The organism is Psychrobacter sp. Ps4 (genome assembly GCF_022129285.1).
Lineage (GTDB): Bacteria > Pseudomonadota > Gammaproteobacteria > Pseudomonadales > Moraxellaceae > Psychrobacter > Psychrobacter immobilis_A.
The window spans coordinates 102,617-117,343 of record NZ_JADQAK010000010.1 but is presented as its reverse complement, the minus strand read 5'-3'; the positions used below and the strand labels follow the sequence as shown (position 1 = coordinate 117,343).

The window sequence follows — 14,727 nt, the reverse complement described above, 5'->3', positions numbered from 1 at the left end:
TCAATCAAGCCGCACAATTTGCCGATACCGTGGTCACCATGAAAGAGGGTCAGGTGATGGCTGTCGGTCAACCTGCAGAGGTCATCACCCAAGCAACCATGAAGGATCTGTATAACGTCGATGTTAGCGTGCTCAGTCATCAAGGTCGCCCAGTGATTGTCGATAGCTTATAACCTGCTGTCTAATAAATTAAAAAAATGAGTCCATATAAGAAATGCTGTTCATAAAATATAGGTAATATTTTAATAGAAATGACTGTTAACTATTTTTTCAACCGAATTCAATTAAGAACTACAAGATGATGGCTATGTGTTATCTGTTTTAATGATTGTTTGTAAGATCATAAGCAAGATTGGTTGTACAAATCAAAAGGTCTGAACAATTAGTTCAGACCTTTTTGCGTCTTAAAGAAAAGACTGTATCTGAAGATTAGAAATCAAAACTAACATCAAAGACATAAGCACGGCCTGGCTCATTAAAGGTTCGAGCACCCGCATTGGTACCCGTGCCTTCGCGCTTAATTTGCTTATCAAATAGATTTTTAATCCCTGCGCCAACAGTAATACCGTCCGTCAAGTTATAGCGCGTGCTGATATTTGCCAGCGCATAAGGCTTACGGTCAAGATTTAAGGTGGTGAGTTCATCACCAGTAGTGACCGAAACTTCTGGCGCTTCAATACGGCCATAATAGCTGACGCCTAAGTCGGCATTCCAGCGAGGGGTAATGTCCCAGTTAACATTGGAGTTGACAGTAAATTTAGGAATTAGCGATAGCGGCTCACCCGTATCTTTACGTTCTGAACGCAGATTTCCCGTAACGTTGGTGTACCAAGAGAGTGCGTCAGTCACTGGAACTGTGACAAAGCCTTCAAGACCTTCAATAATGGCTTCCCCTTGGTTTTCCCATTGGAAAATAGAGCGGTTCGTTGCACCATCGACTGCCACCCGGTCTACACCCGCACCAATACGGTTATCATAGGCATTATGATAATACGTCAAGCCCGCATTCAGCCCTGTGCCATCATCATAGGTAAAAGTCAGCTCTTTGTTCCAAGAAGTTTCATGCTCAAGATCAGGGTTGCCCAGCACTTGACAGCCCCGTTGATCTTCAGGCACCCAAGAAGGACAGCCATTACCCTTGGTGTAATAGATGTAGTTAGGATCTAATAAGTAGAGCTCAGGCGCCTTAAAAGCGCGACTAATGCCGGTTTTAACTGACCAGTTAGGGCTAAAATCCCACGTGGTATTGATACTTGGTGACCAATTACTCCCTGCTTCACTGTGATAATCAAAACGTAACCCTGGCGTTACATACCAATCTGGAGTGATTTGGTAGTTATCTTCTACATAAGCACCGACGAGGTAAGCATCTGATTTTGGATCACGCTTAGCAGGGTCAGTTTCGACATCGCCGAAGTCAAAACCATCATCAAAGGTTAAGTCAGACACTAAAGGATTGGTCAGTTTTTCACCACGGAACTCAGCGCCTGCAGTCAACGTATGACGATCAAAGAATATATCCCACTCTGACTTGGCGTTTAGTGTGTCATAGGTCGCCTCGTTCCAGTTATAGTCCTCGCCTGCGGCTGGTGGTTTAATTTGACCTTCACCTCCACCAGCCGTGCCTTCAGCCAAACGCTCATTATTGGTACGGCTAAACTCTAAATAGCTATTGCTACGGGTATTGTCATAATCACCACGGTGCGTGATGGCAGCACCATAGCGTCGCATCTTATTGGTAGATTCTCCAGCTAAGGTTTCGACCAAATCATTATTGACATTTTGAAATTGTGAGTCGCCCGCCCAGCGATTATCCTGGGTACTATAGTTGACTTCAAAACCTACCGTGTTCATCGCATCCATAGCGTATTCAAAGAGCTGGCGGACATCTATATTCTCGACGCCTTCAACCCCAGCTGCAATAGAAGCGACTGGTCCGTCACGCCCATCTACAATTTGGGCGTCTTCGGCATTGATATAAGGGTCATCGCCTTCACTGTCGTGATAGCCAAGCGTAGTACGGAAGGACAGCTTGTCGCTTAAAGAACCAGCCATATTGATATTGGTGCGCCAGTCTTTACCTTCCAAGTCACTCTCTGGGGACTCGTAGTGACCAGTGACCGAAAATTCTTTTTTAGTAGGCGCTTTAGTGATGATATTGACTACCCCGCCCATACTACCAGAACCATAGCGAGCCGCGGCTGGACCACGCAATACTTCGATTCGTTCAATAGCGCTCGGCGGCACCCATTGCGAGTCTCCACGGGTATCTTGCTCGCTAGCCCTACCAGGGCGAACGGCATTGCGAGAAGTGACAGGACGGCCGTCGATTAAAATCAGCGTGTTATTCGGGCCCATACCACGTAGATCAATCTGGCGCTGGTTACCACGCTGACCAGAAGTTGAGGAGCCAGATAGGTTCACCCCAGGCATTTTGCGCACGATCTCTGCAATATCATTGGAAACAGAAGCTTTTTTGATAGCCTCTTCACTAATCACTGAAAGCCCAGCTGCTTGTTCAAGCTCCTCTCTTGCCGCCTTAACAACAATGGTATCTAGCTCAACAGAAGGTATTGCCTGCTGTTCATCAATTTCTTGCGCTGCTATTTGTGGTACGTTACGGCTATCTATCTCAGCAGCGAATGCAGTTGTACTCAAAATAGAGGCGATAGCAATGCCAAGCAAAGCTTTGCCAGCCGCTAAGCGTAACGGCTTTGGTAGGTAAAGAGCATTTATAGAAGCAGAAGAAATTGGTAATGTTGGCATAGATGAAAATCCTAGAAATATTTAGTGTTTACCAATACTTTGCAAATTTTCTGATAGAGCAGATTCGCTATAACATTATGGGTAAGCACTAGAAAAGCATGCAAAAGTGGTTATTTTTTAATGTTATAACAACAGAATAAATGAAGCATTGATATCGATAAGACCTTGAAAATAGAGCACGCAAAGAACTGATCGATGCTTATTAATAAAGAGTGCACACTTTAGCAACATTATAAAAATAATGCAAATACTAATGATAATAGTTATCATTAGTATTTGCATTATTTTTATATATACTAAGGCAGTTAACCACTACACCTATCTTCATATCATGTAGCTAAAGTTTCCCAAATTGAGGTCTACGGATTTGACGGGATAGGTCACTTGTCACGCCTCTTCTATATTTCTAAAACGCGTATTTCTTAAATAAGAAGTGGAGATTTTTTTTGTCTAATTTTCTAGAATTATAGTCATACTTAGGTCGTGTCCTCAATTCAATCGATAGTTATCTAAATGGGTTAAAAATGAGGACACGCCCTAGTATTCGTAAGTTTACATCGCATCTACATAATTAAGAGTAATAAGCGTTCTGTTGAAATATATAACGCTAAAATCAACCAGACTAAGGTGCTTAATTTTTTAGGTATCAAAAGTTTTTAGGCATGAAAAAACCAAGACAAGCTTGGCTATTCTCATATATCATAAAGTCACTTGATTAGCATATCATAAGTTTATCTTGATAATTTTTACTGCATAAATTACCGCTCTAACGATCAAACCCAACCCGCTTCCAAAAGCTGCTCAGTATTACTTATTTTGAATTCATGATATAGATTAAAAAATACTGCGGGGTCTTCAATGTTATCGAGCAACTCGCGTTTATTGAGCGCCGCAAACATCGCCAGTGCATAAGCCGCACAATGGATAGACTTTTTAGGATTGAACTCACGATCCGTAAAGGCTTGATATTGCATAACTTCTTCATGCAAATGCGGGTTTTGCTTTAGGGCATTCACATAGAGCCAATCATAAAATGTGGTCAATGGCTCTACGCTCCACTCCATACCAAAATAATTATAGCCAATCAGTTCACCCGAAGTCATTAAGCGCTCGTCCTTTCTGGCTTGTCTTGGCGGCGCACTTAACAAGTCAGTATAGGGACCACCATCCTCAAAAATCATACTGCTTTGAAAGGCATTTTCGACACTGTACTGCTGCCCATCTTGTTCATTTGTTAGTTTTAAGCTCAATGGACTCAGCGGAAAACTCAATTTATTACCAGACTTGCTCGATAGCTCAAGGACATGACTAAAGCCATACTTTTTGCGAATGACTTGATGCATATCATTGATTGATTTTTTCTTTTGGCGACTGGCAAACCCCACATGCCGCTCAAACCTAACCATGTCTGTTTTTACCAGATTGTCACTGTTGGTTCTCGGCATGAATACGGGTCTGTGTTCTACAGCATCTTGTCTTTGATCCACAGAATTCTGTGTTTGTTGCATAGCAATGCGCCTTATATCAATAGTCTTTTATAGCTAATCTTATATAAATATTCTTTTACAACGGCTCTCATAAAAACTGACGTTAAAACGTGTTGTCCTGACATCAATTTTACGGATAGCTACCTACTCAGCAGCATCTAATAACTTGTTAAGCGCCTCTACCATGGCATCATCTATGATACTGTCTTCTACATAACTTATTACTTCGTCTATGGTGGTCAAATCCATTTCCCGAATACCCAAACTGGCTAGCTGCTCATTGATTGAGTCTAAACTGTCATTATCTTCAGTGTCGTCTAATAGATTTTCTTCGAAGCGTCCTCTAACGAACCAATACATTTTTTCTAGCACGGTTTCTTTTTTGGTTAAAGTAGAATAGCCATCACCATAAATAAACAAGTTGAAATGATAAGGTATCTCTACCTCATTAATGAAAAAAGTACGCTTACATTCTAATGTATAGGCTTGAATCTCTTTGTCTTCTGCATCTTTGTCGTTTTTATTGTCTTCATCATATTCAATCGCTTCTTTTACCAACTCCCCTAGTATTTGATAGTCGCCCACTTTGACCTTGTGATTGTAAATGATAGCGGACTCTGCGATTGCGTCAAAAATAATGGCGCTGACGTCTAACGTATGATCGTCAATATCATAGAAACTTTTTAGCGCGGGTAAAAACTCGGTCAGCTTTTCTTCAGGTACTGGTATCAAAAACTGCTGCTCATATATTTTAATCATGTCTTCAGGCGCATAAGTGTTGGCAGTATCGGTCTCGTTTCTACCAGTCGGCTGTAAAGGTAAAAAATTATACGGGTTATAAGGATTAGTATCGGTCATTGGGGACGGCCTTTTTATTTGGGTATGCTGTGTTAAATGTTAATGCTACCAATTGATGAGTGATGTATCACATCCTACTCACACTGCGGCAGATCATACTCAATGCTATCAACCATCTCATGACGCTGTTCAATGATAAGTTGATAACCGTTAATCACGCCATTATACGGCAAGTGACCGTTATATTCTGCATAATGCGCAGCCAGACATTGTTGAATCACCAACTCATGCTTTGCCGCATTCATTTTGGCAATATTTTGCGGTAAATACGCAACAGCCTTACTGCTAGCCACGCCGCGCGACATCCAGTTAGCGCCCTCACTCCATGTAAAGTCGATGACCGCTCGCAATTGATATTGCGGTAGCGGATAAGGATAATGCGCCAAGTCATATTGGATTTGCGCAATATCCTCTGCAAAGGTGTCGTACTTTATTTCGAGCACGGGCAATAGTGTTTTTAAGAATTCATGAGCAGTAAAGTAACTATCAATATCTGTCGCATTAAGTCCTAGTATGTCGCTAGACAATACATGACGCAGACGATTACAGGCAGATATGATGTGTTTTGGCGGATAACCCATGGCTTGGACAATATCTTGCGAACGTCGTTCACATTTCTCTATTTGGCTAACCGCCTCTTTTGCCAAAGGATGCCGCGGCGTATAACGATGAGTATATTTGCAAGGCCTGAGATTTTGGCTATTGATATGAGACATCAGTGACTCCTGAACTCCGACAATAAGAATAAGCCCAAATAGGCTCATCGAATCAGGCATGGGTAACCTTGTCGGAGTACAGGCTCATGCGCTTTACCAGAGTGGTTTTATATCGTGCTGGAAGTTGCAATGTTTGCTAAGTGATTATTGAAAAACTTGGCAAACCGTTAAACCCACGATAGTTTTTTAGTTCTTTATAATAGTAATTAATAATGCCTTACTGCAAGGCTGATGGTATTTAATCTTCCCCATGATATGTCGCGTCATCCATCCAGACAATGGGGTCTTCGCACAGATGAACCAAGTGATACCAAATGTCTTCGCTACGGGCGATACGGTGATGACCACGCTCAAAATACTCCACTTCCCAGCTATCAGGTAAGTTGACCAACGTGCGTCTGGCGACGGCTACATCTAAGCATTCATCATCAACCTCAACCATGACTCTTACCATCTCAGTATTCGAGGTAGGAAATGACAATTTCATATCAGCCACTTTTGGTATGCGATCGGCTAAAACCTCACTGGCATAAATGCAAGGCGCTATTAATAGCGCACGCAAATTGTATTTGTGGGCGAAATGATTGGCAAACCAGCCACCAAGTGAATGCCCTGCCAAGACGACTCGCGGATACTGCTTCATTTTTTCTAAAATTAACGCCTCATAAATATCGAAAATCTCGTTGAAATTATCTCGATAATTCACGGTTTGGCAGGTTTTGGGCTCACGGCTAATACAAGTATATTTAGTGGTTTCATTGCTTGAATCAAGACCGTGAAAGAATAGTAAAAATGTGTCATTATTTTCAATGGGAAACATCATAGTGCTCTCCTTTTAAGGATTTTTTTATTTATTAGCATTACTTTTATAATTCAACCATAGACCATAAATGCGCTCAGCGACATCCATAGGAATCCTCGTATATCCAGCACCAAATGACACGTCATAGACCGCAATCATCATCGCGAGAACCTCATCTACGCTATCGGCATCACCTTGAATCAGACGATTAGCGATTTGCTCTGCCTCACTGCTGTACTCATCCCAAGTATCATTGTAATAACATCCCACAATACCAAAGTCATAACGATAGATCATATCGGTGATAGACCTCATTAAGCTTGCACTCGCCTTATCATAATGATTGACCCACTCTTGGTATAATTGCTGACGTATGGGCAATACACAAGGCAAAATAGGACGATCTTTGGGATCATTCAGTTTATCGGCACTTACAACGTGTGAGGGTTTCATACCCTCCTCCCAGAGCAATGAGTACGATGACGAAAACATGCCTTTTTCGCACACATTCAAACGCCATATTCCCCACATCTCCTTGCTAGCACGACTCATGGTATAGACAATAATCTGATTGAGATAATCACTATCATAGATGATATGTTGACGATCAATTCTCACGCCTTGCTTGGGCAATACATCAGTATAAGTGAGGGATATGTCACGTTCACTTGGTTCGGCAGCAACCACTACCTCAGGACAATCTAAATCTCTCTTCATCAGCTCATAGGGAGCAACAAAGCTCAATGTCTCATCACTATTATTCACAAAGTAGATATCATCTTCATAGTTATTGATAGACTCATTATGCAGATAAAATAACGGTATCTTTGATTTAGTTTGTACCTTATCTTGAATGGATTTAGGCAGTTTTGATCCACTTGACCAATTTAAATTGTTGATACGTTTTTGCTCAAAAGTGTTAGTTGTGTTTGTCATAGTACTGTCCTTATTTTTTAATTTATTTTGAATATCAGTAGCTTGTAGTATTTTTAATTTTTTTGATTCTCAGAACAAATTTAAGTCAGCCGAGCTTGTCCGCCGCTTTTAGAGCAACGTTAAAAAGTAAAGTGAATGTGTCAATGATGACTTTAGAAGTTATTTAAACTTATTTTTAACAATATGAAATCTGTGCCATCATTGATATGACAGCTATGATTTATGAGTAGCTTGGGTTTAGTTGATTAGAAAAATAATGATTAATGCCAGCCAGAGTATTGATAGTTAACAGCAATAGCGAAGTTATAGGGTGAAGCGTTGCGCCTCGAGGGTTAACTCTATGTTGCTGTTTTCCTGACTGAATTACGTCCTAACTCAGTAACTATAATATAAAAATTGAGAAAAATAAAGCGTCTAATTAAAGCGGGCGACAATTGCTGTCGCTCAGCTGTATCGCATATTTCAGTTGAAAACATAATTTGGATTGAAGCATATTATAACTTGACCACTAAAGCGCTTATATTAAAAACCGTCTAAATTTATAACCTACTCAAGCTTATAGGCGAGACTATAAATTTTATAGATAGTGCACCTGCAATAAATAGACGACCCTTTAAAACTCACTATTATTGACTGCTCAATATCACTTATTTAGCGCAATCGCAGCCGACTTCAACCAAGCAGCTGCTTTACCTAGAGGACGCTGCTTGTGCCATACAATTTCTAAAGCCACTGGCCAATCATGATCGTTAAAGTCCAATATTGGCTCGACTAAAAAACCATTATCTAAGGCACTGGCTACCACATGTTCAGGCACGAATGCCCAGCCTAGATTGCGCTGTACCAGCTCAACGATAACCCACTGGCTCTCAACCCACCAGACATCAGATGCTATTCGCAATCGCGCTTTTTCTTCGCTATGATTGCGTGTTGCCACCATCAATTGCCGATAGCGTTTCAACTCCTCCCACCCCACTGGCTGACGAGCTAGCTCATGGTTCGGTGCGCACACCATTTTCATCGACACCCAACCAAGCCCATGAAAATTCAGCGCTGAAGGTAGTATCTCTTGACGCCACATAATGCCTAAATCGGCGCGATCTTCTAGCACCAAGCGGCTGACATCTTCCATCAGAGGAAACAATAGTTCCAGCTCCACACTAGGAAATCGGCGCGAAAACTCTTCCATCAAGCCGCCCAACGTTGCTTCGGGGTACAGCTCATCAACCGCCAGTACCAATCGGCTCTCTACTCCTTCGCCCAGACTTTTGGCCACCGCGCGAAAATGCTCACAACGCTCTAGTATCACTCGCGCCTCTACCAGTAAGCGCTCTCCAGCTGGCGTCAGGACTGGATAGCGTCCACTGCGGACAAATAAGCTGTTGTCCAAATCAATTTCTAAATTTGATACCGCCGTGCTAATAGCAGACTGCGCCTTGCCTAGATAACGGGCGGCGGCGGAGAAAGAACCGGTCTCTACCGTGGTGACAAAGGCTTGCAATTGCTCTAATGAAAGGCTCATCTATCTAAAAATCCTATAGGTTCTAACTTGGTTATAATAGTTTAACAGATACAATAGGCGCGAAAATAACTGATTCAATTAGGAAGCTTCATGCGCACCGTGAAAGATCGTATTCGTCATACTTTGGGTTTTGAGATAATAGGTTTAATTATATTTGTACCGTTGGCAAGCTGGTTATTTGGCTTTGATATTCAGTCGATAGGCCTTATCGCCGTGGCTGCTTCGATTATCGCGACGTTGTGGAACTATTTTTACAACCTGTTATTTGACCACAGTATGCTGAAGCTACGTGGCAATGTACATAAGACGGTTCCACTACGGATGTTGCATGCCTTTTTATTTGAAGGTGGTTTGCTGTTATTATTCCTACCAATAATTGCGTGGCACTTAGGCATCAGCCTTTGGCAAGCCTTTCTCATGGATATTACAATGGCTACTTTCTACTTGGTACATGCTTTTGTTTATAACTGGATTTATGACAATGTGTTTCCTATTCCAGCAAACCATCTGCTATCTCAACGTAATGATGTGGTCGCCTAATAGCAATAGGCTGTGCTAAGGATTTATAGTCAATCCTATATAAATCAGATACGGTGTCAGGCTCGCTTAGTCTACTATTTGTAGTACTTTCGCTTGCCTTCCTTGTATCCAAATTATATTGAACCAACTATATCAACATAAAAACAACTTGGTATTTAAATGGTTACTGGCGCTTGTATCGCTATCATTGCTTTGTAATAATGCCTGCATCTGCTAGTGTCTCATGTCAGTTATTGGGGCAGCGAGCATAATAATTTTGAGATAAATGTCTCTATATAATAATTGAAGCAATAAAGGACTTTATATGAAAAATATGACCAAGGTAATGATGGTAAGCGTTTTAGCAGTGGGAACATTGGCAGCAGGTTGTCAAACCACATCTACGCCAAGTGCACCCGTTACCCAGCCTATTACCTCGGATGCCTTGCAAGCCTATCATTGGCAACTCGTGGATGCCAAAAACACCAAGGGCGAGACCATTACTCCATTATTCTTTAATCCAGCCAAACCATTAACCCTCGATTTTGTGACGGCGAATGGGAGCAATATCGTTACTTTGATGAATACTTGTAACAATATGAGTGCTGAATATAAGGTAGCAAATGGCGAGGTAACATTGGGTCCAGTAAGAAGCACAAGAATGGCTTGCCCTGCCCCACAAGCAAGCTTTGATAGCGCTGCGCTAGCAACCGTAAATGGTAAATATAGCATGAGCAAAAACGCCAATAACGTGCCTGTCTTGACCATTACCAATGCAAACCAAGTAGCGAATTTTAAAGCGGTTGCCAAATAATCATTGCCATATAGAGTGCTAAACTAGTCACTCAATAAAAAAGCCTCACTTATTAATAAGTGAGGCTTTTTTTGTCTATATTTATTGTCTGAATACTGAATTTAGGCCTAGTGCAGAACTAAATCCTCAGTAAATAATCCGATTCTTTAGAAAATATAAGGTTCCTATAATAAATACGGAATTAATGAGCATGCGATGGAAAGTTAAAAATACTACTTAAACCTATTTGCTAGCCATATGACCAGCTCACGAGCTGGCGCATCATCCAACGCTTGAGGGATTTGGGTATACGTCATAACACAGTCATTCAGATCCGTCAGCATATGCAACAGTAAGCCCAAACCTATGACTCTATATGGCTTAGGCAGCACTAACATAGCCACATATACTATCATTTCATAGTAACTGTGCAGCGGGTGAAAGTTAATACTACAGCGATTGGGCGAGAAGATAGGCGTTGCTAGCAGATGATCCAAATCAACCAACATAGTGGCGAGCAGTATCAGATAAACCCTTTTATAATCATTGCGAAAAAACACATAGGCAACTATTAAAGGCATGCCGAAGTGAAAAAAGTAGTGAATTAAGGTTTGCATCATTGGCCTTTTGCCTATCTCATCGTGACCGTTCGTTTTCTAAGTTTATTCTATTTGAAAAACAGTGCATTGGATTCAACCGTGTTCGAACAGACCTCATGTGCCAACGCAACAAATGCATTGGTAGCAGCGCTCTGATACGCGCCTTTTCGTTGTAGTAATACCGCTGTACGCTGGAGCAAAGACGGCGCTAAGGTAATCGCCACCAGCTCATCATAATTATGAGCGATGTTGGACGGTAATAAGGTGGTCAGTTGGGTATGGCGAACCATTTCGATCACTGCGCTTAGCGAGTTTGCCTCCATCAGTACGTTTGGCGCAATGTCATGCTGGCGACAATAATGCTCAATCTGTTCGCGCGTGGCAAATTCGCGGCTCAGCAATACCAGTGACTGCGCGTTTAGCGTTGGCAAGTCAATCGCCATTTGCTTAGCAAGAGGGTGATGTTTACTAACAACCAGTGCAAGCGTCTCTATCAGCAAGATTTGTGTATCGATATCGGCAGACTGCACATTTTCAAAAGCAATACCCACATCAAACTCATCATCGAGTATTTGCTTTTCCATCTGCTCCTGTGACATCTCCTGCACGCTTAGCGTAAGGCTCGGATAACGAGTATGAAACGCTTTGATTAAAGGTCCAAGCAAATACGTGGTAAAAGTAGGCGTAATCGCAATCCGCAACGCACCGCGACTGAGATCCTGCACATCGTGAATGGCGCGCCGTCCTTCCTCCAAATCCTGCAAGGCTCTATGGGCATAGCGCGCATAGACGTCACCGGCATCAGTCAATGTGACACGGCGACCAGAGCGATCAAATAAAGTCGCGCATAGACCTTCTTCCAACTGCTTAATCTGCTGTGATAACGCTGGCTGTGAGACGTACAAAGACGCTGCTGCTTGGGTAAAGCTTTGGTACTCTGCCACTGCCAAGAAATACTTAATGTGCCGAAGAATCATGGGTCATCTCGTGTGGATTAGGGATTGATCAAGGTTTGGTCATAAGTAATTATTATCGACATCATAATATACTAGTATTTTACCTTATAACGATAGCGGCGTATCATTCCTTTCATCAACTACACAGAGACCACCGCGATGAAAGATATTATTGAAGGTTTTCTAAAATTTCACAGTGACGCCTATCCTAAGCGCGCCGATTTATTCAAAAATTTGGCGACCAAACAAAACCCGCGCACGCTGTTTATTTCTTGTTCAGACAGCCGCTTAGTACCCGAGCTCGTTACTCAACACGAACCCGGTGGTCTGTTTGTGATTCGCAATGCGGGCAATATCGTCCCATCTTATGGTCCTGAGCCTGGCGGTGTATCGGCGTCAGTTGAGTATGCTGTTACCGCTTTGAAAGTCACGGATGTGGTGATTTGCGGGCACTCAAACTGCGGCGCGATGACTGCAATTGCCAACTGCACCTGCATGGATCATATGCCAGCGGTAGGCAGCTGGCTACGCTACGCTGACTCAGCACGGGTGGTCAATGAAGCCCGTGAACACGCCAGTGATAGCGAGCGGGTCGCCTCTATGGTTCGTGAAAATGTCATCGCCCAAATCGAAAATATCAAAACCCATCCGTCTATACGTTTGGCGCTAAGAGAAAATCGTTTGGCACTACATGGCTGGGTTTACGATATCGAGTCCGGTGATATCGATGCCTTAGATGGCGTGACCAATGAATTTGTCTCATTGGCCACGCACACTGAGGTTCGCGCTTATCCGATATCGCCACTGGCAGTCACCGTTTAGCGTTATATAACTGTCATTATTAATGACTATGCATAATCAGAAAATCAATTAACCCAAATGATTCATAAGCATCATTAACCCAATAACCACCACCAACCTCAAAAGGTATTATTATGATTCAGTCTCAAGTAAGCAACACCGCACGTCAAACATTAACGGACACCATCATTGCTGCCAAAGCGGCAAAGAACCTGTCATTTGAGCAAATCGCTTCAGGAACAGGCTTGAGTGACGTCTTTGTCACTGCCGCTTTGCTAGGTCAGCATCCGCTACCTACTGATGCCGCCCAAAAAGTTGGTGAAACTTTAGGACTTGATGAGGACGCCATCGCGTTACTACAATGTATTCCATCACGAGGCAGCGTTGGTAGTGAGATTCCTACTGATCCGACAATCTACCGTTTTTATGAGATGATGCAGGTATATGGCACCACGCTAAAAGCCTTGGTTCATGAGCAATTTGGTGATGGTATCATCAGTGCCATTAATTTCAAAATGGATATCAAAAAAGTGGCTGATCCTGAAGGTGGTGATCGCGCAGTAATTACTCTAGATGGTAAGTTCCTACCGTTCAAACCTTTTTAAATGACGCTTTAAACAGCAGTTTTATCAGCGGTTTGTAAAAGTAGTACTTATTGAAAAAGTCGGCGTTCGGCATATAGTGACGTCGGCTTTTTTGGCGACTCAGGCGGTGATTTTTTGGTACTGCCTTTCTTAATACGGATTTTATATTATTCATGAGTACCGATCATATCTCCTCCACGGCGCGTTCGTCGATACTGACCTTGTTGTTTCCTATGCTGGTGATTGCTGGGTTGGCGATGACGCTGCGCCCAACGATCACTTCTACTGGTCCATTGCTTACAGAGATACGCCTAAGCACAGCGATGGGTTTGCAAGCCGCCTCTTTATTGGTGGTGCTGCCCATGCTATGTATGGGTATATTTCCGCTACTGTTGCCTTGGATTGGGCGACGATTTAGTGAAAGCGCGTGGATCACAGGTGGTCTGTTTGCGATTGCCTTCGCGGGTTTATGGCGTTTGTGGTTAGACACGGGAGGGATGCTAATTGCCAGTGCCTTAGTAGGCGGCACGGGTATCGCCATCGTGCAAGCAATGGCACCTGGTGTGGTCAAGCGTTGGTATCCTGCGCGTGTACCACTTGCTATGGGCGTTTACTCTGCCGCACTGATGACTGGTGGCGGGGTTGCCGCTATCTTGAGTCCTGTGGTCGCTCAACATTACGGCAGTTGGCAATCCGGTTTGGGTATTTGGCTGATAGTGCCAGTTTTTGCCCTCGTGCTGTGGTGGCGACGCCCCTCCGAGCAGATGGAAAATCGAGACGACGGGGTAAAAATCAACTTTTTTGGCAATCGCCGTGCTTGGCTGCTGGCAAGTTATTTTGGTCTGGCAAACGCTGGATATGCTTGTATGATTGCATGGTTGCCAAGCTATGCGCAGACTTTGGGCTGGAGCGCGCAAAGTAGTGGCGAGCTGATCGGTATCATGACGATTTTTCAGGTCATTGGTGCGCTGGTTATTCCAATGTTGTCCGCCCATCGTCTCGACCGCCGACCTTGGTTGTTTTTTGCCGTAGGGATACAAATTGCTGGATTTATAGGTTTGATTACCATGCCGACAGCTTTACTCATCTTGTGGATTGCCTTGATTGGCTGTGGTCTTGGTGCTTGCTTTTCATTGACATTGACCGTCGCGTTAGATCATTTGTCCAAACCCAAACTCGCTGGGGCACTGGCAGCATTTGTCCAAGGCATTGGCTTTATTATTACCGCCATCGCGCCTTATGTCGCAGGTGTGCTTCGCGAGGCGACTGGCAGTTTTAAGGCGGTTTGGTGGATGCTATTGATCAGCCTTATCGGTATGCTGTTTGTCACCATCAAGTTTGCCCCAGCAAGTTATCATCAGGCAATTAACTTGTCTAAGCTTTGATTC

Annotated in this window: 14 protein-coding genes; 5 read left to right on the top strand and 9 right to left on the bottom strand. The window is 43.1% G+C overall.

Annotation, left to right across the window (positions count from 1 at the left end):
• Positions 1 to 429: 429 nt before the first annotated feature.
• The 7 genes from I3252_RS07810 to I3252_RS07780 all read right to left on the bottom strand — a co-directional run bounded on the left by I3252_RS07810 (position 430) and on the right by I3252_RS07780 (position 9,087).
• Positions 430 to 2,766, bottom strand: a complete 2,337-nt coding sequence (locus I3252_RS07810) for a FepA family TonB-dependent siderophore receptor (protein ID WP_238034785.1) — start codon at positions 2,764 to 2,766, stop codon at positions 430 to 432.
• Positions 2,767 to 3,539: 773 nt separating this feature from the next.
• Positions 3,540 to 4,253 (bottom strand): hypothetical protein, encoded by a 714-nt coding sequence (locus I3252_RS07805; protein ID WP_238034788.1) that lies wholly within the window; start codon positions 4,251 to 4,253, stop codon positions 3,540 to 3,542.
• Positions 4,254 to 4,397: 144 nt separating this feature from the next.
• Positions 4,398 to 5,111, bottom strand: a complete 714-nt coding sequence (locus I3252_RS07800) for a hypothetical protein (RefSeq protein WP_238034784.1) — start codon at positions 5,109 to 5,111, stop codon at positions 4,398 to 4,400.
• A 74-nt stretch (positions 5,112 to 5,185) separates the two neighbouring features.
• The gene (locus I3252_RS07795) at positions 5,186 to 5,827 is read right to left on the bottom strand and encodes a hypothetical protein (protein WP_238034783.1); all 642 of its coding nucleotides are present in this window, start codon (positions 5,825 to 5,827) and stop codon (positions 5,186 to 5,188) included.
• Positions 5,828 to 6,065: 238 nt separating this feature from the next.
• A complete protein-coding gene (locus I3252_RS07790) occupies positions 6,066 to 6,650 on the bottom strand; it encodes an alpha/beta hydrolase (RefSeq protein WP_238034782.1) in 585 nt (194 codons plus the stop codon).
• Positions 6,651 to 6,674: 24 nt separating this feature from the next.
• Positions 6,675 to 7,565, bottom strand: coding sequence for a hypothetical protein (locus I3252_RS07785; RefSeq protein WP_238034781.1), 891 nt, complete (start codon positions 7,563 to 7,565; stop codon positions 6,675 to 6,677).
• Positions 7,566 to 8,208: 643 nt separating this feature from the next.
• A complete protein-coding gene (locus I3252_RS07780) occupies positions 8,209 to 9,087 on the bottom strand; it encodes a LysR family transcriptional regulator (protein WP_238034780.1) in 879 nt (292 codons plus the stop codon).
• A 90-nt stretch (positions 9,088 to 9,177) separates the two neighbouring features.
• On the opposite strand from I3252_RS07780, the gene I3252_RS07775 reads away from it, so the two are divergent.
• Positions 9,178 to 9,627: a PACE efflux transporter gene (locus tag I3252_RS07775; protein WP_045445595.1), complete on the top strand. Its 450-nt coding sequence runs from the start codon at positions 9,178 to 9,180 to the stop codon at positions 9,625 to 9,627.
• A 304-nt stretch (positions 9,628 to 9,931) separates the two neighbouring features.
• On the top strand, positions 9,932 to 10,420 hold the full coding sequence (locus tag I3252_RS07770) for an META domain-containing protein (protein ID WP_193009138.1): 489 nt from the start codon (positions 9,932 to 9,934) through the stop codon (positions 10,418 to 10,420).
• 212 nt (positions 10,421 to 10,632) lie between these two features.
• Here the strand turns inward: I3252_RS07770 and I3252_RS07765 are convergent, their stop codons facing one another.
• Together I3252_RS07765 and cynR are read right to left on the bottom strand one after the other, a co-directional pair.
• Positions 10,633 to 11,019, bottom strand: coding sequence for a DUF6122 family protein (locus I3252_RS07765; protein ID WP_193009137.1), 387 nt, complete (start codon positions 11,017 to 11,019; stop codon positions 10,633 to 10,635).
• Positions 11,020 to 11,066: 47 nt separating this feature from the next.
• On the bottom strand, positions 11,067 to 11,975 hold the full coding sequence (gene cynR / locus I3252_RS07760) for a transcriptional regulator CynR (protein WP_109590779.1): 909 nt from the start codon (positions 11,973 to 11,975) through the stop codon (positions 11,067 to 11,069).
• A 138-nt stretch (positions 11,976 to 12,113) separates the two neighbouring features.
• Between cynR and I3252_RS07755 the strand changes: the two genes are divergently transcribed.
• The 3 genes from I3252_RS07755 to I3252_RS07745 all read left to right on the top strand — a co-directional run bounded on the left by I3252_RS07755 (position 12,114) and on the right by I3252_RS07745 (position 14,724).
• The gene (locus I3252_RS07755) at positions 12,114 to 12,776 is read left to right on the top strand and encodes a carbonic anhydrase (protein WP_238034779.1); all 663 of its coding nucleotides are present in this window, start codon (positions 12,114 to 12,116) and stop codon (positions 12,774 to 12,776) included.
• Between the two features lie 113 nt (positions 12,777 to 12,889).
• The gene (gene cynS, locus I3252_RS07750; protein ID WP_045451487.1) at positions 12,890 to 13,360 is read left to right on the top strand and encodes a cyanase; all 471 of its coding nucleotides are present in this window, start codon (positions 12,890 to 12,892) and stop codon (positions 13,358 to 13,360) included.
• A gap of 152 nt (positions 13,361 to 13,512) precedes the next feature.
• Positions 13,513 to 14,724 carry a CynX/NimT family MFS transporter gene (locus I3252_RS07745; protein WP_238034778.1) on the top strand — a complete coding sequence of 404 codons (1,212 nt, stop codon included), beginning with the start codon at positions 13,513 to 13,515 and terminating at the stop codon, positions 14,722 to 14,724.
• The last annotated feature ends 3 nt before the right edge of the window (positions 14,725 to 14,727 follow it).